This window comes from Terrimonas pollutisoli, assembly GCF_029360765.1.
Lineage (GTDB): Bacteria > Bacteroidota > Bacteroidia > Chitinophagales > Chitinophagaceae > Terrimonas_B > Terrimonas_B pollutisoli.
This window is the reverse complement of sequence record NZ_JARKNA010000001.1, coordinates 306,503-331,949: the sequence shown is the minus strand read 5'-3', so window position 1 is coordinate 331,949 and position 25,447 is coordinate 306,503. Positions and strand designations below refer to the sequence as shown.

Below are 25,447 nucleotides of genomic sequence, written 5' to 3'. Positions count from 1 at the left end.
ATTTCAGTTTTTAAAATCCAATGTTTACACCGAATGACCATGTTCTGGCAAAGGGATAACCGGCATTTTGAGAAGTCTCTCCCATTTCAGGATCAAAGCCATCTTTGATATGCGTCATCTCCCACAAGTCATTTCCAGAAAAATATACTCTTGCTCTTTCCAGCTTTACTTTTCTCATTAAGGATTCAGGCAGGGTGTAGCCAACAATCAAAGTTTTTAAACGGATGTACCGGTTATTCTGCAACATGAAGTCGTTGTTGGCATAGTTCCACTTTGCACGGGTTCCGTTAACTGTTAAGCGTGGGAAAATGGCATCGGGATTTTCTGCGGTCCATGTTTTACCAATGAACGAAGGGTTTTGGTTGGTCCATATTGCACCGAAAGGATAGGCCATATACCCGTTTCGCATAATCAATTGCTCTAACTGACCCTGGAAAAATGCGGTTAAATCAAATCCTTTCCATGCCCCTCCTAAGTTTATTCCAAATGTATAATGTGGTGTACCATCGCCTGCATATACCAACGAACTATTTGCATTGCCCGAACCGGTAATATTGCCTTTGCCTGATACATCTACTTTCTTAATATCACCTGGCCGTAGGGCTACAGCCACATTATTTTGAGGTAACCCTGCTAAATCAGCACTGGAACCATATTTTGCATAATAAGCATCCACTTCAGCCTGGTCTTTAAAATAACCGTCTGTTTTGTAAACAAACCATGGTTGGAAAGAAAACCCGTTTACCAGGCCGTTTCTTCCGGGATTGTAATTATCAGCACCCTGAACTCCGGTCACTTTCGTTTTTGTATTACTCAGGGTAACACCAATATTGTATGAAAAATCCTTCTTTCCATCACTCCATTTTACAATGGTTTCCCAACCTTTCACGCTAAAATGCCCATTGTTGGTTGCGGGAGGATTGCCACCTAACACCGAAGGATAGTTTACACCAATTAGCATTCCGATATTATCCTTAGTAAAATACTCGACAGTGGTCGACAGGCGGTTTTTAAAGAAACCCAAATCAAGTGCAATATTTTTTTGCACCACTCTTTCCCATGTCCTGGTATAACTGGTTAAGTCAGTCATAGAAGCTGTGCTTTGCAAAGCCGCGGGTGAACCTAATACCGTAGTACCAGTTCTTACAAGGGTTAAATAATCAAATGCACCAAGACCAGTAGCCTGATTACCTACGCTGCCCCAACTTGCTCTAAGCTTACCAAAATCAAGAACAGAATTAATACCGCTTAAGAATTTTTCTCTGGTAAATACCCATCCTGCAGAAACACCGCCATAGTTCTGGAATTTATAGCCAGGCGCAAACCGGGAACTTCCATCAATTCTTCCCTGGAATTCCAATAAATATTTGTCGGCATAGCCATAATTGAATCTGGCCAAATAAGCATAGTTACCAACTAGTGAGCTACCTCCATCGTTTGTTTGTATTCCTGTGGCTAGCCTAATGTTTTGCACTCCCAAATCAGTAAAAAGGGTGCGGTTTGCCGATACCCAGTTGGTATTTGTTTTTTGAGCATCAATACCGGCAACTGCAGAGAAATTATGCAGCCCTTTCAAGTTCTTATTATATCGCATTAAAAGCTGATAATACTGAGTAACGCCTGTCCATGCATATGTATAATAATTGGTTTTGGTCGTATCCAAACCTCCAGCCCACCCGGTTTGTCTACCATACCAGTTATACACGGGAAGGGCTAAAAGATATGTTTCCTGGTTAAAGCGTTCATTTTGCACCGACGCCAGGCCTTCTATCGAGAGGTCTTTATAAACCTGGTAAATAGCTTTTAAATCCACTCTTCCGGTAAGCGAATTTCGATTATCACGTCCACCATCACTGGTTCTGGCAGCAGCATTCCTGTTGGCGCCGCCATCTACACCATTAAAAGTGGCAAACCACTGTCCGAATGGATTCTTCGCAGGGAAGAAGGGCATATCATACCCGTATAAAGTATTATCCAAACCGGCAGAAGGTGTGCTGGTTTTGGCATCAACCAGGCTGATAGCAGTTTCTAATTTTAGCTTTTGCGATAATTTAATATCGTAATTAAAGCGGGCATTGTATTGTTTTTGTCCATCGTAGGCTGTCGCCAGGTTGCCTTGGTTATCAGCCATTAGAAGGGATAAGCGGTAAGCGGTTTTTTCGTCGCTGCCCGAAATGCTTATATTGTTTTGATAAGAATTACGGCGGGCAAACATTTCCTTAATGCGGTTGGCATTAAAAATGTAGTAGTCGATACCAAAAAGTGGATAGGCGCCTTCCACACCCTGTTGCATCTTCAGCATATTATCCTTATTTCCCCATACCCACCAGTTAGGATTGGTTTCTTCTTTATTGGCTTCAATCCACATGGTAGCATATTGCTGCATGTTGGGCGAATAGCCGGTAATACCATTGGTTGTAAAGCGCATATTGCTGGAAAAGTCGTATTTGGTTTTTCCTTTTCCGCGTTTAGTAGTAACCAATATAACACCATTGGCTGCAGCACTTCCATAAATGGCTACCGACGCATCTTTTAATACTGAAATGCTTTCAACATCATCTGGATTCATATTAAAAAATGAATAAGAGTTAAGCGCAGGCACTCCATCAATGATGATCAAAGGAGCACTGCCATTGGCTGAAGTAAGACCGCGGATCACAAGATTCAAACCTTCATTACCCGGCCTCGGAGAGGAACGGGTAACCAACAACCCCGGTGTTGCTCCCTGCAAAGCCAAACCGATATTCGTTACGGCACGGTTTTCAAAAGTCTTGGCTGTTATCTGTTCAACAGCGCCTGTTAAGGTTGCTTTCTTTTGCTTTGAATAACCTACCACTACTACTTCGCCCAAATCCTTCTCTTTAAGCGATAATCCGACTACCAAAGCTCCCTTGGTCCTGGAAGGTTTTATTTCCAGTTCCTGGTAACTTACAGACCCTACTTCGAGAACAGCCCCTTCGGGTGCTTCAATGGCGAATGTTCCATCGGCATCGGTGGTTGTACCTTTCGTACTGCCCTTTACCTTTACCGTAGCTCCTGCCAAAGGCTCTTTGGTATCGGCATTTACCACCTTTCCGGTTACCGTTTTAGTTTGAGCAAAAGAGGAAGGACTGAAAAAAGCCAAAAAGAAAATGAGCATCGTAAATGCGACCATTTTTCCTCCTTGCTTTGACTTAATTTTTCTCATACCGCAAGTTTTTTTTGTTTTTTAGATTTGATTGATTTGCGCTTAATTTTTAATTCATAGGGTTCGGATCGGGCAAAAGAAATCCTGCTTCGATTTTCGTCGATTTTTTTTAATCCTGTTCAATATGTAACCGGGCTATTGTTTTACTCCATTCCTTCTCAGCGAGGACTCCCTTATCACTAGTTTTGTCGGTAGTCGGATCGTTGTATTTTTGGTTTTCCTGTTTTCATCATTTATGCAAAGCATCAGTTGTTCCATCACCTTCGCCGACATCTCTTCAACCGGTTGCGCCACAGCAGTAACAGAAGGTGAGAACAATGAAAAATGTGTATTATCATCAAAGCCGATCACAGCAATATTGCCGGGTATTGTAAGATTCAAATCCTTTAACGCCTGCAGGCCTGCGATGGCGAGATAGTTTGTCGCAAATAAAATAGAATCAAGACCAGGATTTTTATGCACAAATGCTTTAACCTGTTCTACTATCTTATCATGTTTGTCAAGCGCAGTATCGTAAGGTACTTTTTGAATAAACGGCTGGAGCGCATTCTCCGAGGTTGCACGTAAATAACCATTCAACCTTTCCTGCATTTGCACCTGCGCTGAATCGAGGGTCACAAAACCAATACTTCTATAACCATTTTCTACAAAATGCTGCATCGCCTCGTAGGCTCCGCCGGCATTGTCAACAATAATATTATGAGTGGGCAATTCAGGAAAATACCTGTCGAAAAGAATAACAGGAAAATTGTCATCTACGAGTTGCTGAATCTCTTCTTCGATGCCCGGCGAAGGAGCTATAATATAACCATCTACCTGCCTTTCCCTGAAAACTTTGATCAAATCCCTGGCACGGATTGTATCATTCTCTGTACTTGAATTAAATATTTTATAGCCCAGCTTGTACGCCTTCTCCTCTACTACTCTTGCTATGCTTGAGAAAAACGGGTCAGAAATATCTTCCACCAGCATGCCGATGATCTTTGTTTTACCAGTGCGGAGGCTTTTGGCCACCATGTTGGTTTGGTAGCCTGTTTCTTTTATGTAAGCCAGCACTTTTTCCTTTACATCATTGCTGATTCGTTTTTCAGCAGCTTTTCCATTTATTACAAATGATACAGTGGTGGCCGATAGGTTCAGCTCTTTTGCTACATCATGTATGGATTGTTTACGTTTCAAGCAATCAGATTTCAGTTACGTCTAAAAAAATTGAACCTTAAATCGGGGATTAGCGATAGCCGGGTGGCAGACGAGAGGATCTCAAAAAAATGTCTGGCGGATAGCAATCGTTAATCTTCCTTGTCATTTCCACTCAATTTTGTTAATCGATTTAGCAAAAAGAATAAGTGTAAAAATGACAATATAAAGGAACATCAATTAATCGATTTAGCTATCAACTTGTTAAATTTAATTTGGGCAAACGTTTGCATAAGTTAGGCTTCTATGTTGTATATAACTATTATTCAATCTATTGTAGCGATATCCGGGATTTGTCTTGCTTCCATGTTTTAACCGTCAAAAATGATTGTATAAGGCAAAAGCGCATTTGCACCGATCATCCATGACTACTAAATGAGACTTGAGTCAGCCGGACAATTGGATTAGTTTATTGGCCCGGTACCCGATAACTCTTTCACCTACCCCATCAATGGAATAACATACAGAAAGTGCAGGGAGCAACAACAGAACATTTTGAACACACCAAAGCAATCTGCCTGTATCGCTACTGAATATCTCAACACAGACGGCTATTTCGAAGCGCCGCAGAATTTTTATCGCCTTAATGTATTTGGAAAATATAGTAGCGATATTTCAGAAAGAGATAAACTGTCTCTTTCTTTTTCTCATCTTTCAAGTAAATGGAATGCCAGCGGGCAAATACCGAAGAGCTTTTGATGCAGGGCTCATTACCAGGCTTGGAAGCATCGACTCAGCAGAGGGTGGCAATACACAAAGAACAAATCTCATCTTACAACACCGGCATTATATCAACAACAATACCAGCATAAAAAGCAATTTGTTTTATAGCAGGTATGCATTTGATCTGTATTCCAACTTTACTTTCTTTTTAAATGATCCTGTAAATGGTGACCAGATACGCCAAAAGGAAAACAGGGACATAGCCGGATTTGAATCAGTAATTACCAAACAAACAAATTGGGGAAATATACCTGTGAACTGGCAAACAGGTATTGGTTGGCGATACGATGCTGTAAAAGATATTGAACTGTCGCATACACTAAACAGAAAAACAGTAATTGACCCGTAAGCAATTCAGTTTTGGCATCATTACTGAAAATGTCTTTAATGCAAATTGGAACGAAACCCAGTTTGCCACCACAAGCAGGCTGTATAATGAACCGCAACCAGTCCCCGAAATTCACTTTACGCCGGGCACACCGTTTAATATAAAATATACCATTGCCTTGAGATTTTAAGGTCTTCGATAAAGCCAGTTTAAAAAGCTGGATTTAATTGGAGCAGAGCGTTTGCATTAAGTCGAATTCACTTCTTTATATTATTATTGACGAATACCTTATAATGCAGTCTGTGATTTATCTTACTTTCATATTTGAAAACGTTAAAATGTTTGCATAAGCAAAAGGCGCATTAGCACCCATCATCCATAATTCCCGTATGAAACTTGAATCAATCACTATAAAAGATATCGCTAAAGCACTCGACCTTTCTATAGCCACGGTGTCGCGGGCCCTTCGTGACAGTTATAAGATCAGCCCCGAAACCAAACAAAAAGTATTGGAGTATGCCATGGCCAATAATTACCGGCCCAACCTGATGGCACAAAGCCTCAAAAGCAAGAAAAGCCGGACTATTGGATTAATTATTAGCTCGGTGCCAAATAATTTTTTTGCCGACGTCATCAGTGGAATAGAATTCGTCGCCAGCAATAAGGACTATCATCTTATTATCACGCAAAGCCAGGAATCATATGAGAAAGAAGTTAAAAACACGGAACACCTCGCCTGGAAATCCGTAGATGGATTGCTTGTCTCACTTTCAACAGAAACAGAAAATGTAGAGCATTTTAAAAAACTTCACGAAAAAGGAGTGCCCCTTATTTTTTTTGACCGGATAACAAATGCGATCAAAACACATACCGTTGTAGCGGATAACAAAGGAGGCGCAAAAGCAGCAACAGAACATTTTATTAAATCCGGTTATAAGCGCATAGCCCACATCACAAGTTCCTTGAATATTTCTATTACGCATGAAAGACTGGCTGGCTATTACGAGGCTTTGCAACAAAACGATATTCCCGTTGATGAAGCCTATGTCAAATATTGCTTTCACGGAGGTATGAACAAAGACGAAATTGAAACGGCTATAGATGAATTACTTTCTCTTGAGAATCCACCCGATGCCATATTCACTGCTTCGGATCGTCTGACAATTGGCAGTTTTTCTATCCTGAAAAAAAGAAATATTGCTATTCCTGGCAAAATAGCACTTGCCGGTTTTTCTAATTTCAGTGCTCCCGACCTTTTCGATCCAGCTTTAACTACGGTTCGTCAACCGGCTTTTGAAATGGGCAAAGCAGCCGCAGAATTATTAATAGAACTTATCGAGGCGAAACGGCCCCCTTCCAGCTTCAAAAAAGTCGAACTACCGGTGGAATTGGAGATCCGAAAGTCCTCAGTAAAATATCATTTGGAATAATACAATAGGATATTGCCTAATCGTAAACCTGGCATTGGCCTGCAAAGGGAAAATCCATCCTTGTGATTGACACTATTTATAAAATTCACTCATAAGATGTATAGATTATCGAACTGACCCCATTCGAATTACTGTGAATGAATACGCCGGTAATTCGGAAGTAAACTTTTCTGAAACCAAACATTCCGTTTCCACTGCTTTTGCACTTTTATCATCCCAACTTCCCTGCAGCGTAATCTTCTTTGCATTTGCGCCGGGAATTGAAATACCTGCCAAATCGAGTGAAGCGTTGACAGTTTCCGGCAAAAGGTTTACAATTTTAATAATGACGTCTCCCGTTTTTGTGTCCCGCACAATGGAATAGGCAATTCGTTTTTTTACGGCTTCCTCGTTGTTTGAAAGCGTGATGGTGGCGGGCAGGTATTCATTGCCCGCATGGTTGCTAAAAAGTTTCTGCACTTCGTAATTTACTGTTGGCTTTACTTCGGTGTTGTTGAAGTATATCAGATCCGGGTTCCACTGCGTATGACCTTCTTTTGCCAGCAACGGCGCATAAGATGTCATATGCACCACATCACCGTTTCGTTCCAGCGACGTCAGGTAAAGCGCTTCGGCAAGCGCATTGTACAACTCATTGCCCCGGGAAGCATATTCACCCAGGTACACTTTTGATTTAGAGCGATCGTAACGGTCATAAAAATCCTGGTTGTGTACAAACCATGCGGGGCTTTCATAGTAATGCTCATCAACCATGGCGAGTTTTAGCTTTGTTGCGATCTCCCATCCTTCCTCATAATCCGTTCCTTTATAAAAAGGGCCCACCGTCCCAATCACTGTTATTTCCGGATGTTTCACTTTAAGAACATTATTGATCATCGTGAAGCGCTCCTCAAAAACATCCGTGATCAGGTCTTCATTACCAATGCCGATGTATTTTAAATTAAAAGGCTTTGCATGACCTGCCGCCGCTCTCAACTTTCCCCATTTTGTATTCACATCACCATTGGCCCATTCTATCAAGTCCAATATATCCTGTATGTATTCATCCATCTCTTTCATTGGAATGCCACCCTGCTGGCCCGCTCCACCTGTGCCTGAATTTTGACAGGGAACACCTGCTGCAATCACTGGCAACGGCTCGGCTCCAATGTCTTCACAGAACTGGAAATATTCATAGTAACCCAGGCCAACACTCTGGTGATAACCCCAAAGATTTCGCTGTGGGATTCGTGCTTCCAACGGACCAATTGTATTTTTCCAGCGATAGATATTGGCGAGGCCATCGCCATGCGCCACACAACCGCCGGGAAAGCGAATAAAACGAGGATGGAGATCCGCCACCACCTTTGCTAAGTCCGCACGCAAGCCATTGCTTCTGCCTTTGAATGTTTTTTGTGGAAACAGTGAAATCATATCCAATGCCAATCGTCCTGGTAACAATGGCTGCAATTCAAGTGTCGCATCAGCAGCATCAGCTGACGCTGTCAGAACAGCCTTTGTTTTTTTCCATTCTTTAGACGACACATCAACGGTTGCTTGCCCCAACACCTCTCCTTTTTTGTTAACTAAACGAACCAGCAACTTTCCAGCCTTCCCTTCCGACCGTTTTGCAAAAAATGACAGGTTGTAAGCCTCGCCTTTTTTCAATGCAATGCCGTCAAAGCCTTCGTTAACCAATGATGCTCCATGTACTTCTGTTTGCAGCACTGCATAATGTAGATTATTAACGTGAAGAGGTGAAATGCTGTCAATCGTAAAGTTTGTACCCTCTCCTTTCAACGTCCATGAATGCGTCGGATTCCAGGCCTTGTCGCGATATTCTTTGTCGCCAAGTGCATATTCGAAATCGCGGTTTTGAATGAGTTCTGCATAGAGGCCACCATCCGCCGAGTAATTGATGTCTTCGAAAAATATGCCGAGCAGCATATCACTTATCGGTTTTGCTTTTCCGGCTTGCAGGGTGATACTTGCATTTACTGGTTGAAGACCGGCAAACCGCACAGCATCGTCTTTTGCCGATTCGCTGTATAATTTGCCTTTGTATTGCTGTAAATCGGCGGCCTTGATCAGCTTATCAACCACTTCCCAGGCTACGTAATACAATTGGCCCGTGGCGTTACCAGTAGGCAATGGAATGGTAATACTGGCATTTTTATATTCCGCCGCCGGCACTTCGGTTACGTCGCTGTAGGTTTTAAAATCTTTGGTGGCAACACGATAATACTTGCCCGTAACATCTGTATAAGTTATTGTATAGTTACTTGTCGTTTTATCATAAACAACTACCGGTCGAAGAACGTTGGCTCCACTTTTTGTATCGGGATAGCTTTGTCGGCCCCAATCAATCAAATCATGTGAAGAAGCATGTGCAAAAACTTTATCCCTTTCGTTCAAACTCCACACGCATTGCCACACACCGCCAGGGCCTTGCGTTAGGTAAGGAGTAATCATTCTTTTTTCAGCGCCCCAACGTCCATAATCCGATTTCAGGTAAGAGAACTCATTTCCGATGCTGTGCCAGGATATCTTGTCAACGCTCCAGGCGAAATGCAACCCGTTGTGATTATTGTTTTTTTCGGTTGCGTAAGAAAAAAGATAAACAGAGTCTGGCTCATTGGCCAGTGCAATAAAGTCTATTGATACAAAAACACTGATGAATAAAAAAAACTTCTTCATGGAATGCTATACGTTTTAAAATTTCATTTTTAATTTCCAGAAAACAGCCGCTGGTTTTTTGTGCGGTAAATATCGGTGCTAAAAACAGAAGTTGTACTTAAGGGGGAGAAAGTTTCACGTACGTTGGTTCATTTCTGTTGGCTGTAAGCCACCCCGTTTCGTTCAATTTCAATTCAACAACCTGGATAGAAGTGCGACGCTGTTATAGCCATCTTTATTTTTATCAGCTCCTGTCCGGCCGGGATGCGTGAAGTAATACATAAACACCCGGTTGTTGCTAATAACGACGTTAGCTGAAATCAGAGCAGGTTATTCGTTTTAAAATATTTGCCGGAGAAAAGAACATGATCATGGAAAAACTATTGACAAAGCATACAGGCCAATGGAAAATAAAAGAGATGAATTTTGAGATGACCGGGAACATCAAAGACAATGCTCAAAACATTATGAAAATACAAGACGAACTTGATTACTACCTGGCCGGCAGACCTAAACCGGTAAACAAATTCAGGAATAAACCTTAATTGTGGTTTGATGGAAGATATTCCGGTAACTTTTGACTATAAAGGCAAGCATTACAAGGTCATTTCAGCAAAGTATCCGGAGCCGGGGCTCATGTTTGGCATTTAATGATTGACAGTTATTACTACGGTGCTTTAAATAATGGAGATTAACGAATGAGCTTTTAAAGCAATATGGGGCAGTTGTTCTTTCGTCACTACTTCCATCTTGCCTCCGCTTTAGGGGCTATTTTTCTCCGTGCATTTTTCTTGTTTCGATGATTAACTCCTTGAGGGTTTCACACATATGTGTAGTTATATATTTCCCATATTTGGAAATTTCGACACACCAATAACCTATTTCATCATTCCGCCACACTAAACCGTTGAAGTCCCATGCAGAAAATCTTGAAAAAACGGCATTTTATAAATAGCATTCGCTATACTTTCATTTAATTCATTGGTAAGATTAGAATAGATGACTTGCTTATTATACTCCTTAAAATTTTTTGGAAGTCTTATATTGGAATGCATAATCAAATATAAAAGAAGTCCGGTGATTACCGGGAAAAGATTGCATTGGTCACCACAATAAATGAAATTATTTTTCGAATCGTTTTACAAGAAGCTTAAGCAAAAGTGTAACGCCAAAACTCACCAAATTTCTTCCGCATATCACCAAAAAATCACCGGTACATAAAACCAGTCAGGAAAAAGTTTTTCCCGGTGGTAGGAATTTTATATAGCGGTTTAACACAGTGGCTGACTATTTATACCAAAACTAATTCAATCCGCACTCACTTTTATCCGGCCTGTACTGGCTTGCCGTGATCAATAACTACAAAATTGAATGGGCAAAGGGTCATGGTTGGGCTGACACAGCAAACTCAATAATACTCTATCTCAAATGCTTCTATTTTAGAAAACTTGTGTTAATTAACCGTTATGCTATTATTGAATGAAAGGCTGAATGATCTTATCCTGGCACTCATTCTTCCAATACCCTGTTGAGTGACCACCGAAATCCCTAAAGCCCGAATAGCATTTCTAGAAGGAGTTTCCGGATCAAGTATCGGAATAAATGAATTGTTGGAAAATACCCGATGGTCTTCGACTTCAGGTCTCCAGGAACGGGAAATTTTCAAAAAGCCACATCCGACAGAATGCCCTAATTTGATAGTATCCCAGCCACAGAAAGAAGTACTAAGTGTAAATAATGGAGGCTCGGTTTGTATTTCACTGCCATTAGGAAGAACAGTATACCCGCCACGATAACTACTGTAGTTTAAAGGGCTTTCCAAAGGAGCAGCCTGGTCAGATTGTAATCTTCTAATGCCCTGGCTTGAAGGTGTATTGAGACGAACACAATTGAACACTTTATGAAATTGGCAGGTGGTATGAACAGAATATTCGCTTGAAAGATCACTTGTCGGACTTATGCTTAATACAACAGCCCATGGTTCGGGGCCGGGAAATTCTATACCACCACCCCCACCTAATGGGCCATGAGTACCAGACAGGTTACCAGATAAAGGGCGTACCGGAGGAACAGGGATGTTATCAGGTAAAAATTCTTCTGCATTCGGTAGGTCAAAAGTAATACTCATGAATAACCGGGTGTCGAGAGGCAGTCCGCGACCAGGTACTTTGATGAAGACACTACTTTTCGGCAAGGAAGAACTGCCAGGCAACTCAACAGTATCAATACTAGTTAATGGCGGATGTGTACCGAGGTTTTCATCAGTCACCGGTCCACGAACGACATGCAGGATCAAACCTTCAGTTGTTTTAGTCACATCTCCTGACATAGTAAGGTCGGGCCAGTTTAATAGGTTTAAATTCGGATGCAGATTTCCATTGGCGAAATCGACATCATAAGTTTTTACAAATGGCATAGCACCTACTTTTAAGTTTTAAATGATATATTCAATTCAATTGATCACATTCATTAGCCACCTGAATTCCCAGTTTAACAGACCGGGGGAAAGAACATGATCATGGAAAAGCTATTGACAAAGCTTACAGGCCAATGGAAAATAAAAGAAATGAATTTCGAAATGACCGGGAACATCAAAGACAATGCTCAAAACATTATGAAAATACAAGACGAACTTGATTACTACCTGGCCGGCAGACCTAAACCGGTAAACAAATTTAAGAACAAGCCTTAATGGCCAAATTTCATAGGCGAAACTCTCATAAGTTTTGAATGTAAGGGTAGAATCTTTCGATAGAGGCTTAGCTCGGCGAACTGTTTTATTGCTATCTCAGCCTCTTTCCTTTTTCATTCCTCAGCTAACCAGCTTATTCCGCTTTATTTACTTTAGTTATCAATACAACAATGTCCAGGTAGCGTGTCCCTCCGACGAATCCGTACTTAATACCACATCCCGGCCGAAAACAAATTCATCCCGTTGTTCTTCCCAGTAAAGTGAATCTATCGTTCCTGGAACTGCTCTTATGTCACCACTAAATACAGTACTGATTATAGATGTTTTTTCCCAGGCATCATTACCCCTGGCAATAAACTTAACCTTTAAATGACCTTGAATACCATTTGGAAATTCAATATAAAAAGGAGGAGTAAAACCGGAATAACTTTCACCAAGTCCCGTATTATTTTGAAACACCCAAAAATAAGTTACATCTTCATTTCGGTTAAGCCTGGAAGTACGACCAGGCTCCACAGATGCAAGTTGTAATAAAGTTCCATCACGATACATCTCCACATCTATTCTGGTATCAGTACCACTCCACCATTGGTTACCGGTTCTGATTCTCCAGGAAATTTTAGTTACGTTTTTCATACCCTTTAAGGTTTATATATTTCGCCTACTCTTTGTCGGATTTTCGGCTTGCTCCGTTTATTAATTTTTTGCTTTACCGGATTTTTCAGGTTAATTATTAATGTGGTCTCCGGAAATGACGCACAACTCATTGGCAAGGCAAACAATTTTCAAGTCAATTTTATTTCCTTATTGCATGAGGCTTTTATAGCACCCCTGATCTGGATACGGGCAAAGTTTTGATCCGCCCGAAACACTATTCTAACATCACCGTTCAAAATTGTTGTGCTCAATAGTGATTCGAAACAGTATAAAGTAATTCCACTTTAAGATTTATAAGCAAGGAGCCATTTGCTTACCGCAATGACTAATTAATTGGCATTTCTATCCACTGTTAATTTGTCGTGCTCAATTAAAATGGGGAAACAAGAGATGTAATTTTTTGAATAAGGCCTCGAAGGAGTAAACCTTCTATTCCGGAATTAAAAAACCGAAAGGTGGAAAGCATTTACCGGTAAAATACAAACTGAAGATTTTGATACTGCGGAATAATCAGTAATTAACCGGTAGTTTATATCCTTTTTTAATTAGTGGAAGGGAATGACTAATGTCATTATCGATAGGTTTTCTAAAGCCTTTAATTTCTGAAAATTTGACTGCAATATAATTTGCCTTCGATGTGTTTCTTGTGTCACCTATAGAAAAAAGCCTCTTTTCAAAGTCACTTAATGCAATGGTAAAGTCGTTTAATGTGGTTGCAACGAATTTGTCGCAGCTAATTATCTTCCCGCTTTTGTCATAATTAAAAACAAATTTCGTAGGACTGCCGATACCATATGAATAAATAACTTGTTCAATCTTTTGTTTACCCGATTTAATATTGAAATATTTAGCCTCACACCCACAACACCCGTAATAGCTATTCACCTTGTAGCTGTCATCCTTTGAAAAGTTACCGGCAGTAAGATAATGCGTCGTCCCGCCGCAAGAAATCAATGACACGCTAATAACAGATAAGAGTAATGCTTTTGAAGCTGTCACGATTAAGCGGTTGATTTTTGAAATCGATTTACTCGTTCTGTCATTTTGAACAGTCTGTGAGTTTAGCACACAACGGATCAGACTGGGATATTTTATAGCCGTCAGTCCGGCCCTGCTTCATTGCCACAAAACTTGCTAAAAAAAGAATTACATATCTGGAATTTCAGGCTCGACTAACCTGGCCAATTTTTCCAAAGATTCCTGCCAACCCAAATAACACATTTCCGCCGGTATAACAGCAGGAATATCTTCCTGCAAAATCTTTATATCCGTACCAACCGAAACTTTATGTAGCCAGACCGAAGTAGTCATTTCGCCCGGCAGGTTGGGGTCGTCAAATTTATCTGTGTACTTTAAAAACTCATTGGGTTTAATCTCGAGATATTTTCCGCCAAATGAATGGCTATTACCGGTGGAAAAATTTTGAAATGACATTTTATAAGTGCCGTTCACTTGCACATTAATTTCATGAACAGTACAAAGGAAACCATATGGAGGTAGCCAGGATGCAAGTGCATTTGCCTCAGTAAACGCCCGGTAAACTTTTTCAGGAGAAGTTTTAAGAACCCTGTGTAGCGAAACATTGTTTTTAGACATAATACTTTATTTAAAAAAATTTCGCTTGGCTTTTAAGTTTTAATAGCATTGCTGTCAACGGATCCGGCCTGGCGCAGTTTTGTAGCGGTTCCTGTCGGGAATAAAGCTACAAAACAAGACTGACATCTTTTCCGCCCGCCGCCTATAAGCTTTCTCATCCATGACGTTAAACAGGTAAAGTGTCATGGGACAAAAAATCCAAAATTTGGAAAAAATCGCAGCTACTCTGTCCGGTTAATCAATCACCTGATACGATCAAATCCCACTTCTGTTCCGTAGTTGCGTTCCACAGCATTTATTTCATCTTTATCTAACATAGCTTTCAACTCTGCTTTTGTAAAGACAAGCTCCCCGTGCTTTACAAAGAAATCCTCCTCATTTAATTTAGTGATATATCCATTGTAGACTAAATTGCTGTGATAAGCAAACACTGTATCACCTTTAATTTGTGTTGCGGTGAAAAACTTTTTGACTGCCACAATGGATTGTTTTTGATGTTGGAGAATTCTTCTGCATCGGCTAGTTTTCATTCTGCATTATAATTCGATATATAAAACCCGTAGTTGCTGAATTAGGGCAAGCAATTTGTCTATTTAAATGTCACCCCGGTTTTCGTTGGCTTCACCTTGTTGATATTCCCCTCCTTGTCAAAATTGAGTTCGTCGATGCAGAGCTCCCGCAACAGATCCTTTTGAAGTGGATAAGAAATACGATGGTAGATGATGTAGTATTTGCTTTTGTGTTTTAAAACAGTGTGATGCCCGGGGCCAATAAGGTGGTTGGCCATATTGCTGGTTAAGATCGGAGAGTTTTTGCCTTCTTTCCACGGACCCATAGGAGACCTGGAGGTGGAATACCGTACTTTGTAGCTGCTGTCAGTGCACTTGCCTTCAGAATACATCAAATAATAAGTACCATTTCGTTTTAGCATATAAGGGCCTTCAAAATAATTGGGTGGAGTAATGTCCTTGGGTGTTCCCACGAATGCATCCATTCTTTTATTCAATTCGCCAAAATAACAATGCCCATCTTTCCAGTCCCAGCCGGAGCCCCAGTACAAATAGGTTTTGCCATTGTCGTCGATAAAAGCCTCGGCATCGATAGTGTGGACATTGATAGCTTTTTGAGTAGCGATGAAAGGACTGCCGTCGGCTTTTACATTTCGCCAGGGGCCTTCCGGATGGTCGCTCACACCTGCATAAACCTCACTGCCTACCGAAACAAACATATGGTATCTTTTGTCGGCACCCAATACAACACTGGGAGCCCAAACTTTACTATCGTTAGAGGTGGGACTTTTACAAAGTTGTTTGGTGGGCCAGTTTAAAGGCTTTCTCTTCCAGTTTTTAAAATCATCAGAGACCCAAAGCGCAAGGCTGTCGCCTCCCCATGGGTCAATGGTGGCATAAATGTAATATTTGTTATTAGCCACCAGGATGGTTGGATCGGCAAAATAGCCAGGTATAATTGGATTCGTAAATCCAGCATTAGAACTGTCTTTCTGCGCCTTTGTTTGAAGGCTGAAAGTCAGTACCAGGATCAATGCGAAATATTTCATGTAAAGATTCATCACGTACAATTTATTGAGTGCAAGTTGCAAATAAAACGTATATCGAAATGCCGTCAAAGACTATTACTGTCCCGTTGCCTATTGGAATACCTCGTTCCAATTAGATGCTGGTCTAACAAAAATAATACGACAAAGAATGATTGAATTCGCCGGTCACAGAAAGCACTTTGGTTTCTCAGCAGGCAAACACACATTCAAATACATCATTTAACGTCCCGGTTGTGTCGAAGCGAACACCAATCACTCAAGCACCATTACAAATCCACTATTTACATTCAATGTAATATCACATTTCTTTTGTCCTGCGTTGCTCAGGACGGTTTTCGAAAACAGTTCGCCCTTTACACCGTTTGTGAAAAGAGTCGCCGTGCTTTTCTTAAATGAGGTGAGGTCAAAACTTATTTTCTTTTCAGTTGTATCTCCATTAATACCGGCTATGTACCAGCGATTACCACTCCTCCTGGCGATAACAACATATTTTCCGGGATAGCCGTCCAGGAACTTTACATCGTCCCAGTTGTCGGGAAGCGTTCTTAAAAAATCTTTCACATCATTGGGCACCATCGCCATGCCTTCCGGTGCCTGGGCATAATGCTGTATGCCGGATAAGAATAAAACGGAAAGAGCCAGTTCAAAAGCGGGTGTTGTTTTTCTAACACAATTTGAAGCGGTTAGTCCTGTAAGATTCATGGGTGTAAAATCCATCGGGTCGAATGCGTTTCTTGTAAATGGCAACATGGCGCAATGATTGGCTTGCCTATCCGCCGCATCCTGGATGAATGTAACCATCTCCATTCCATAAATTGCTTCAGCAGTCACAAGGTGAGGATATGTTTTTTGCCAGCCTCGCGGCAGTGTAGCGCCATGAAAGTTTACAAGCAGCTTATATTTTGCAGCATCATTCAATATATCAATGTAGTATTGAATCATACTCTGGCCATCGCCACCAAAGAAATCAATCTTTACACCTTTAATGCCCATTGCCTGCAAGCGACTGAATTCTTTTTCTCTTCCTTCTTTTGTCAGTAATACGTCTTTCGGATGATATGTTACCGTATTCCAGTCGCCTGCAGAGTTGTACCATAATATCAAACCGACATTTTTTTGTTTTGCATACGTTGCCAGTTCAGCTATCTTATCATATCCAATCTTTGTATCCCAGTTCACATCAATAAGGCAATACTGCCATTTCATTGCTGAAGCAAAGTCAACGTACTTTTTTTGTTCATCATAAACGATCATATCGTCTTTGCTGTTGATCCAGCTCCACGATGCTTTGCCCGGTTTGATAAATGATTTGTCTATCGTAATAGCTTTCGGCGCCAGGTCAGTACCCAATGTAGATTCAGCAATTGTTTTCAAATTGCCAATGGTAATAATGCGCCACGGTGTAAACCAGGGCTTGTTGTTTTCCGGCAGATAGCCACCACCTGTAAAAACTTCTCTCGAATCAGGAAATCCAATTGAATAAACAGACGACGCAGAATCATTGGTCAATCTTGTGCCACAATAAGTACCGTCAATTGCTGCCTCAGTGATCAGCACCCATGCGTCATTTGTTTTGAACAATGCCGGGTACACCCAACCTGACTTTAAAGGCGACACTGTGCCAACAGAAATGTCCTGCAAATAATATTCTTCATAAGATGGATGACAACGCTCCCAACCTGTTTTTGCTTCACTCATGGGTTGCAACCAGGCTCTTGTGTTTTTGTCAAAAGCAAATGAGGAATGTTCTTTAATAATCGTTTCATTATTTTTTATCCAGGGAAAATAGTAGCGGAATGCGACGCCGTCATTCGATAACCGGAAAATGATATCCATTTTTTTCTCTTCTTCATTGATAAAAGACACTACCAATTGATTCGCCTGGTATTGAATGTTGCTTTTTTTTGCATTCTTCGTTTGGTAGCTGTCCGTTATCCGCTTAGGTTTTGAGATCGTGATCAGTTTCATGCGTTGCGTGAAATTGTGCCCCTTCATCATCACTCCCAAAGCAGAAGGCTCAATGACACTTATCCCAGATTTTTGTATCCGGTATTGAATTCCACCTGTAGCAGATAAGAATACATTTAGTACGATAGATTTGTCGGGACTTTCCAGTTGAGCAACCTGCTTTGCCTGTAACCGATTATACATTGAAATAGCAGGCTGGCAATATACCCATATGTTGATACCAACGAGGACCAAAACTAAAAGAATGGTATTTTTCATATTCATCTTTAAAATCATCAAGGCTTTATAATTTTATCAAATTCAAAAATAAACGTCATTTTCCCGGATATCCATCGAAATATTCTTCCTGTGTTCCTGTCCAAAACCAAGTACTGAATCAAAAAGGTTGTTTGTGCCAGAACTCCGGTGCTTAGCAAAAGTAAAAAAGCGCTGTATAAATTATTTTTTATCACCCGTACAAAGGCAAATTAATTTGTAACTACATCCACTTCAGCATATCCTATGTTATCGTTATCCTCTGTATTTTTTATGGCCCTCAACTTAATATAGCGGGCTTTTGCAGATGCAAACTTTTTAATTTGCCAAAGGGGATTGTTCTTTATGTTTGAAAATTCACCCTCATCTGCCAGTTTCCATTCTTTATTGTCGTTGGAAACATAAAACTGGTAAGTAGTGATGATGCCCGGTCCCCACAAACCCTGATCAGGAAAGTATTTGAAGCCGCTAATATTTTCTTCTTTGCCTAAATCAATTACAGGGTCTGCAGGTAATTTTGTACCCTTTGGCTGGTGCCATACCGAATGCGGATCTCCATCAAGAACTGCATATGCTTTTTCATCTTCTATTCCAATAATTTTCCAATCTTTTCTGGGGATATCAAATTTTTCATGAGACGCAGGGCTGCTTTTTCTTGTAGCAGGATCGAAAGCAATTGCTCTTAGCGCTAACTTCCCTTCTGTTTGAAATGGCTTTGTATACTTTTTCGATTTGGTAGTTGGAACAGTTCCATCCACTGTATAGTAAACAACCGATTCTCCGTCAACCGGAATTATTTTTATTTCACCTGATTGATTCCTGATAATTGAAGGTGGACCCAGCAGTTGCGGTGCATTATAAATTCCGATATTTGAAATTACAGGACAAGCTTTTGAACCGGTAATGTTGAAGCGAACCTGTGTTGTTTTCACCGTTGGAAAACGAAGGATGCGTTTAAAACCGATGGTTGTTGCTTTCGCAATTTCTTTCCAGTTACCATCAACAAGCGCTTCTACAGTAAAGCCCTTTACTCTTTGTCCTAAACGAATATTTTCCTGTACTAAAAAACGATTGAAGGTAGTTGGTTTGCCAAGATCAATGGTCAACGAAGCTTTTGTTACATCATCATCAGTGGTCCAATAAGTTTCTTTATTACTATCTATGGCTTTAGCTGCATCAAATTGTTTTGAGTTGCCACGAACATTGGAAGCTGTTGCTTTTGATTTTGCAGCAAGATTCACAGCAAATGCTTCTTTCACTGCTTTTGCAAATCCAAGCGCCGCTTTTTCATCGTTAGGATGAATTAATCCATTTGGCATGATGGGAAAATTGAGCAGCAATGAGCCATTGCGCCCAATAGAATTGTAGTAAATATCCATTAATTGAGGCACTGTTTTTACTTTAGCATCTTCATTTGGATGATAGAACCATTCCGGCCTTATTGAAGTGTTTACTTCTGCAGCCACCCATGAATCTCCATTTTCTACACCGTAATGCAGCATCTCCCACGGAACTTCACCTTTAGCATTTAGCAAACTCCAGTTTGTTTCGCCAACATAACCTGCTTCGGTTCCCACCCAACGAAGATCAGCCCTGTCACCACCATCATTCCAAATAAGAATATCCGGTTGCAGCTTTCTAATCAGCTTGTAGATATTGCTCCAGTCGTAATAAGTTGTGGCGTCTATCTTACGGGTTTCATTGGCGCCGCCATAATAGCCTGAACCACCATTAGCGCCATCAAACCATACTTCGAAAATGGGTCCGTAGTTGGTGAGCAATTCAGTGAGTTGATTTCTGAAATAAGTAATGTACTCAGGCTTTCCGTAGTCCGGGTGGTTTCTATCCCAGGGCGATAAATAGATGCCTAATTTCAAGCCGTATTCTTTACAGGCATCCGCCATCTCACGAACCACATCACCTTTTCCATTCTTCCATGGAGCATTTTTTACGGAGTACTCCGTGTACTTTGAAGGCCACAGGGAAAAACCACAATGGTGCTTTGCTGTTATGATAACTCCTTTCATCCCTGCCTGTTTGCAAATGCGTGCCCACTGGCGGCAATCTAATTTTTCGGGATTGAATAGTTTGACATCTTCATCGCCATACCCCCATGATTGATCTGTCCAGGTGTTCAGGGAGAAATGAACAAAAGAATAATACTCCATTTGCTGCCACCGCATTGGATTTTTGCTTGGAACAGGACCAAAGGGGGCAGGCGCTTTTGTTTGTGCATACGAGGAACTGATCATACAGATAGAGAGCAGCATTCCCACGAAACGAAATCTTGTCATAAGGTTTTTGATAGTTGTTTTTAAAAATTTATTTCTCTCCATTTAATTCAACATGTTTTTTTATCTCTTTCTGGTTACGAAAGATCAATACTTCCGTATTTGATCCTATCACCGACATTCGTGCTTCAAGCAAGTCTCTCAGTTTATTCACCTTTTTATTGTTGAATGATAAGATCACATCATTTGCCTGCAAAAATTTAGCAGCAGCAGAACCGGGTTTCACTTCAACAACCAATACGCCTGTTGTATCATTCATACCTGTTGCCGAACGTTCGCCCTGCGTAGCCAGGTTTTTTACTTTGGCTCCCATAAAATCAATTACCGGGTTATCATCTATCTTGTCAAGCGCAATCACCGAAGGCAATAGTGGCTTTTTGGCCAATGACTTCAACTGCGGAGAAAGAACGCCAAAGCTATCCATTGCAAAATTTTTAAACCCTGCAGTAAATGCAATGGATCCATTTTTCAAGCAAAAATCGCCATTCTTTGGATCCACAAAATCCAGGTAACCACTCACCGAATTTTTATCCGTTCCCCTACCCCATGCAGCTTTAAGCGATGCTGAATCAGGGAATACGTTGTAATCAGTTTCTTTTCCCCAAACAGGAATGCCGATTGGCATATACGAAGATGAAACAATATTATGCCTGAACACATCATTACTATTCCGAAACCACACGTGTGGATGAAAAGTGTTATTGATCATGATATTGTTTTCAACAATGCGATTCACGCCTTCACGAAGTTTTATTCCTCCATTCAAACAAAGGTTGTTGTAAATAATATAATTGCTGGAACCATCATCAAGATCGATATCCCAACCGTGATCGCAACGCATACGGTTGTTGCGCAGAATAATTGGTTTCACTACATCAAGCATGGTAATATCGTAATGGTTCTCAACTATCGTGTCGAGTACGTCTTTATCAGGGTGCCAGTAGCGGTCACGACCCCACGAATTAAACGATCCGTGATCGCCACTTTCGTTTACAGTATTGAATACATCATTGTACTCAATGATATGGCCGCCCCAGGTTCCCTCACTTACATTGATACCTGCACGGGGAATATCATAAATGCTGTTATGGCTAACGGTAATGCTTTGGCACATGGAGAGTTCAACACCCGCCGACTGTTTTTCAACCAGGCCCAGATCAAACATCAGGTTGTCATACACTTTACATTCTGCAGGGTAATTATTTGTTTTTGGACCGGGAGTGCGGTCAATATGTTCCAGGGGTACAAATTGGTTGTACTCGAAACTTGGTGAACGAACGGCATTGGGATCGCCAACAAAGCAGATAGCGCTGGCACCTATTTTTGAAATCAGGCATCCTGATACTTCGTTCTTTCGGTTGAAATTATTAAAGAAAACGGCATTGCCACCAAGGTTCGATAGTGTGCAATTTGTAAGCGAACAATTTACTGCGCCTTCGTACAACACAGCAGCTCCACGGTAAATGGTCCAGTCGCTGCGAAGTAATGGCTCCTTGTTTTGCATAAATGTTCGCAATGTTTGCGTAAGCATTAAACCTTCTATGTTGATATTGCTTACCGGACTTTTTTCGGTGCCTTTAAATTCAAACAAATGAGCAATCTGCGGAGTTTCAAATTTTGCGGTTGTTATGTCAAGCCCTTTGGGAGGATGATAGTATAACGTTTTTGTTTTCTTGTCATAAAACCATTCGTTTGCAGCATCCAGTTCTTCAAAAACATTTTCAACAAAACGATGTTTATCATGCATTCCCATCCGGCGATTGTTTTGCCAGCCGCCTTCAAGCGCCAGTTCGTTTTGGTCATTTTTCCCCGTGATGAGATAATGAAAATCGCCCCATTCAGAACGATGCAAAGCATGCACATAACCACCTGCAGGCGATCTCCACCGGGCAGTTCTTTCTTTGCTGACAGCATCCGCCGCCGTACCTCCAAGAAAACGTGCAGTAGAGTCAAAGTTCGGGTAACGGGCCATCCGTTGCAATTGCCCATTGACAAACAACTCATCAAAAATGATATCCTGTTTTAAAACGGCTTTCCAAATTCCATTTTTGTGTTTTTCCCATTTCAGATTTAAAGGAACCCCTCCATTAATAATGACTTCCTGGTTTTTAAAATTTGTTATTGTAAGTGGTTCGTTTTCTTTCCGGGAATCTTCGGATGTGAAAACTATCGGCTTCTTTAAATGATAAGTTCCTTGTAAAAGACATATCACCACCGGCCCCGTTGTTTTACGCACGGCTGCCATCGCCTTTTCAATGGATGCAAATGGTTTGATCTGTGTTCCCCTGTTGGCATCATTGCCTTTGGGGGAAACATAAATGTTTGTTTGTGATAACAATCCTATCGGCCACCCAAAAGCCATTGCAAAAAGCATTTTTTGAATCTTATTCATTTTCTTCTTCTATATACTACACTTATTTGAAAATATGTTGTACAAAAAGATACAGATTATTGGCCCACTCGGTATCGTCGTGAGCATTGCCATCCACGTGCCATACATGCGGCACCCCCTGCTCTTTGAGGTGCTGGTGCACACGCTGGCTGACACTGATCAGTCCATCCTTGTTGCCACAAGCAAGCCACAGTACTTTGAGCCGCTGCTTAGCTGCCGCCAAATCCGGCAACAGTTTGGTTTCAGAAAGTCCACCGAATTCATTGGTATTCGGAGCTGACGAAAATCCACCGACATAAGCAAACGTATTGATATGCGAAAGGCCGATATTCAGGGATTGGCCACCACCCATAGACAAGCCTGCGAGTGCACGATGTTTGCGGTCGGTGTAAACCGAATAGTGAGATTCGATGTAAGGGATGATATCGTTGAACAAATCGTTTTCGAAAGACTTGGCATAACCTTTAAATCCGTCTTTTCGCTCTTCCTGTTCATCAGGTTGGGGATTGGACACAGTTATGTTTGTATTACAATTAGGAAAAACCATAATCACAGGTCCGATTTTACCGTCGGCCAGCAGGTTGTCGATGACATTATCAGCACGGACCCAGTACGGCCATTGACCGGCGCCCGAATTGAGACCATGCAGTAAATAAATCACCGGGTACTTTCGGTTGGGTGAATAACCAGGAGGTGTATAAACGAGCATCTCCCGCCGTGTGGAGAGCGTTTTAGAATCATACTGAACAGCAGTAATAGAACCGTGAGCAATATTTTCACGCTTATCTCTGAACCCGGCAGGGGGATTGTCAAAGGCGGGCTTGTCATCGGGTCCCAGTTTAATTGGTCCGCCAAAGCCACCCCTGCGGACACCAGATGTATCGTCACGGACTTCGACCACCGCTGATGGCTTTTCCTGTGCATAACCTGAAATACCATCAGCTAAAAGCAAAAAAAATACTATTACTACTTTAGTATAAAAAAAATAGCTGCGGTTGAATAAATTAATTGGTGTCATTTTATTCTTTAATTTTTATGAGTATTTCATCTATTTTTAATGTATCCGATGAAGCCTTCAACCTGATTTCGCCTGCTTGTTTATCAGTTTGCACCAGTACCAGGCAATATCCATTGAAAGCTTTGCGCTGACCTAAAAAAAAATATCTCTTCGTGTAGTAAAGTTTCATACGTTATTCATATTATAGTTTTATAAAAAGATTTCAATCTTAAATACAGCGGATTTATAAACAACAAACCTTATCTGTCTCGGTTGTCTCCCGGCTAAACTCAGCAAGATGAATAAAAAGGGATATAAACGTAATCAGTAATTTGTTCTTCATCGTGCTAATCTCTTGAAAGAATTAATGTGAATTTTCTTTTCAACTGTAGAAATGGTTTTTCAAAAAAACGATAAGACAATAACGATATAATTACCGTAGCAAGGAAAGCGATAATAAAACCAACATTGTTTCTCCATTCATACAAGCCAATCGTCGTACTAAAAGATTCCAGCTCTTCCTTAAATATTATATAAACCAACCAAAACATGGTGATATGAAATACATACATTCCATAAGATATGCGGCCGAGATACAGCAACGCAGAAGGCATATACTTTGACGACGCTCCATACAACGACAGAAAAAACAGTACAACTCCGGCAAGTATCAAAAACCAACCACCAATAGCTTGTGAAATAGTTGAAAGGTGTGGAGCATCTGCATGAATTCCACAGACAATTGAGGCTAACAACCAACATACCAGTCCCGCTATAAATATTGCAATTCGGGAAATTACTTGCCATTTTGGTTGCCATCCCTTTAAATAAACAGACAGAAGAATTCCTGCTGCAAAAAATTGAAAATGCACAAAGCTATTTGTCCACTGTCCACTAAATCCTTTTGTGGGATTTAGGGCATAGTAAATAACAGTTGTGTAAGCCAGCAGAAGTGCAAGAACTGAAAAAATCTTTAGCCCTCTTTTGCCTGCATAAAATACAACTAATGGAAGTAAAATGTAAAGTTGTTCTTCAACAGAAATGCTCCAAAGCGGATTAACAGGGTAAGACGAAAGCCATTCATTAAAAGTAATATACCAGTTGCCGGAAAATAAACTGAATGCAAGTTGTGTTCCGGGTGTAATATGTCCGAATTTGTCTGAAAACTGTGTCACTAATACCATTCCAAAAAAGAAGGTAAAATACAATGGCCAAATGCGAAGGATGCGTCTTATGTAAAAAGATTTGATACTAATTTTTCCGAACTGGTCTTGTTCCTTAGTAAGTAATTCTGTTATTAAAAATGCACTTAGAAAAAAGAAGAGCGGTACTCCAAAAACTCCAACCAAACTAATATGATGTCCCCAATAATATTGTGCCGGATCAATTGGTGCCAGGTCCAATCGGTGTGTGAAGAACACAAATAGAAATGCACAAAGGCGAAGTAAGTCTAACTCGGGTTTGTAATATCTTATTGGTGTCATGCTTTTTAAATTGTGAGCTAAGCATTAGAGAGCTATT

The 25,447-nt window shown here is 40.8% G+C and carries 20 protein-coding genes; 5 read left to right on the top strand and 15 right to left on the bottom strand.

Annotated features, from left to right (window positions below; all coding sequences use genetic code 11):
• Positions 1–10: 10 nt before the first annotated feature.
• Positions 11–3,187, bottom strand: a complete 3,177-nt coding sequence (locus P2W73_RS01335; protein WP_276500171.1) for a SusC/RagA family TonB-linked outer membrane protein — start codon at positions 3,185–3,187, stop codon at positions 11–13.
• Between the two features lie 135 nt (positions 3,188–3,322).
• Positions 3,323–4,366: a LacI family DNA-binding transcriptional regulator gene (locus P2W73_RS01330; protein ID WP_276500170.1), complete on the bottom strand. Its 1,044-nt coding sequence runs from the start codon at positions 4,364–4,366 to the stop codon at positions 3,323–3,325.
• Between the two features lie 513 nt (positions 4,367–4,879).
• On the opposite strand from P2W73_RS01330, the gene P2W73_RS01325 reads away from it, so the two are divergent.
• From P2W73_RS01325 to P2W73_RS01315, 3 genes are all read left to right on the top strand, one after another.
• Positions 4,880–5,083, top strand: coding sequence for a hypothetical protein (locus tag P2W73_RS01325; protein ID WP_276500169.1), 204 nt, complete (start codon positions 4,880–4,882; stop codon positions 5,081–5,083).
• Complete coding sequence (locus P2W73_RS01320) at positions 5,052–5,456, top strand: hypothetical protein (RefSeq protein ID WP_276500168.1); 405 nt, start codon at positions 5,052–5,054, stop codon at positions 5,454–5,456. Before P2W73_RS01325 ends, P2W73_RS01320 begins: the two co-directional genes overlap by 32 nt.
• Before the next feature lie 368 nt (positions 5,457–5,824).
• Complete coding sequence (locus P2W73_RS01315; protein ID WP_276500167.1) at positions 5,825–6,865, top strand: LacI family DNA-binding transcriptional regulator; 1,041 nt, start codon at positions 5,825–5,827, stop codon at positions 6,863–6,865.
• 105 nt (positions 6,866–6,970) lie between these two features.
• Here the strand turns inward: P2W73_RS01315 and P2W73_RS01310 are convergent, their stop codons facing one another.
• Positions 6,971–9,541, bottom strand: a complete 2,571-nt coding sequence (locus P2W73_RS01310; protein ID WP_276500166.1) for an alpha-L-arabinofuranosidase family protein — start codon at positions 9,539–9,541, stop codon at positions 6,971–6,973.
• A gap of 350 nt (positions 9,542–9,891) precedes the next feature.
• On the opposite strand from P2W73_RS01310, the gene P2W73_RS01305 reads away from it, so the two are divergent.
• Positions 9,892–10,065 (top strand): hypothetical protein, encoded by a 174-nt coding sequence (locus P2W73_RS01305; RefSeq protein ID WP_276500165.1) that lies wholly within the window; start codon positions 9,892–9,894, stop codon positions 10,063–10,065.
• 908 nt (positions 10,066–10,973) lie between these two features.
• On the opposite strand, the gene P2W73_RS01300 is transcribed toward P2W73_RS01305, so the two are convergent.
• Positions 10,974–11,936, bottom strand: a complete 963-nt coding sequence (locus P2W73_RS01300; RefSeq protein WP_276500164.1) for a hypothetical protein — start codon at positions 11,934–11,936, stop codon at positions 10,974–10,976.
• A 102-nt stretch (positions 11,937–12,038) separates the two neighbouring features.
• On the opposite strand from P2W73_RS01300, the gene P2W73_RS01295 reads away from it, so the two are divergent.
• Positions 12,039–12,212, top strand: coding sequence for a hypothetical protein (locus tag P2W73_RS01295; protein WP_276500163.1), 174 nt, complete (start codon positions 12,039–12,041; stop codon positions 12,210–12,212).
• A gap of 159 nt (positions 12,213–12,371) precedes the next feature.
• Here P2W73_RS01295 and P2W73_RS01290 read toward each other — a convergent pair whose 3' ends face one another.
• The 11 genes from P2W73_RS01290 to P2W73_RS01240 all read right to left on the bottom strand — a co-directional run bounded on the left by P2W73_RS01290 (position 12,372) and on the right by P2W73_RS01240 (position 25,410).
• A complete protein-coding gene (locus tag P2W73_RS01290; RefSeq protein WP_276500162.1) occupies positions 12,372–12,848 on the bottom strand; it encodes a hypothetical protein in 477 nt (158 codons plus the stop codon).
• Positions 12,849–13,379: 531 nt separating this feature from the next.
• A complete protein-coding gene (locus P2W73_RS01285) occupies positions 13,380–13,868 on the bottom strand; it encodes a hypothetical protein (RefSeq protein ID WP_276500161.1) in 489 nt (162 codons plus the stop codon).
• 147 nt (positions 13,869–14,015) lie between these two features.
• Positions 14,016–14,465: an SRPBCC family protein gene (locus P2W73_RS01280; protein WP_276500160.1), complete on the bottom strand. Its 450-nt coding sequence runs from the start codon at positions 14,463–14,465 to the stop codon at positions 14,016–14,018.
• 242 nt (positions 14,466–14,707) lie between these two features.
• Positions 14,708–14,944 (bottom strand): hypothetical protein, encoded by a 237-nt coding sequence (locus P2W73_RS01275; protein ID WP_276500159.1) that lies wholly within the window; start codon positions 14,942–14,944, stop codon positions 14,708–14,710.
• A 110-nt stretch (positions 14,945–15,054) separates the two neighbouring features.
• Positions 15,055–16,035, bottom strand: coding sequence for a family 43 glycosylhydrolase (locus tag P2W73_RS01270; RefSeq protein ID WP_276500158.1), 981 nt, complete (start codon positions 16,033–16,035; stop codon positions 15,055–15,057).
• Between the two features lie 240 nt (positions 16,036–16,275).
• Positions 16,276–18,249 carry a glycoside hydrolase family 97 protein gene (locus P2W73_RS01265; protein ID WP_276500157.1) on the bottom strand — a complete coding sequence of 658 codons (1,974 nt, stop codon included), beginning with the start codon at positions 18,247–18,249 and terminating at the stop codon, positions 16,276–16,278.
• Positions 18,250–18,458: 209 nt separating this feature from the next.
• Positions 18,459–20,582 (bottom strand): alpha-L-fucosidase, encoded by a 2,124-nt coding sequence (locus P2W73_RS01260; protein WP_276500156.1) that lies wholly within the window; start codon positions 20,580–20,582, stop codon positions 18,459–18,461.
• A complete protein-coding gene (locus tag P2W73_RS01255; protein WP_276500155.1) occupies positions 20,569–22,929 on the bottom strand; it encodes a PDZ domain-containing protein in 2,361 nt (786 codons plus the stop codon). Before P2W73_RS01255 ends, P2W73_RS01260 begins: the two co-directional genes overlap by 14 nt.
• A 22-nt stretch (positions 22,930–22,951) precedes the next feature.
• On the bottom strand, positions 22,952–23,947 hold the full coding sequence (locus P2W73_RS01250) for an alpha/beta hydrolase (RefSeq protein WP_276500154.1): 996 nt from the start codon (positions 23,945–23,947) through the stop codon (positions 22,952–22,954).
• A 1-nt stretch (position 23,948) separates the two neighbouring features.
• Positions 23,949–24,116, bottom strand: coding sequence for a hypothetical protein (locus P2W73_RS01245; protein ID WP_276500153.1), 168 nt, complete (start codon positions 24,114–24,116; stop codon positions 23,949–23,951).
• A gap of 157 nt (positions 24,117–24,273) precedes the next feature.
• Positions 24,274–25,410 carry an acyltransferase family protein gene (locus P2W73_RS01240; protein ID WP_276500152.1) on the bottom strand — a complete coding sequence of 379 codons (1,137 nt, stop codon included), beginning with the start codon at positions 25,408–25,410 and terminating at the stop codon, positions 24,274–24,276.
• Positions 25,411–25,447 lie beyond the last annotated feature (37 nt).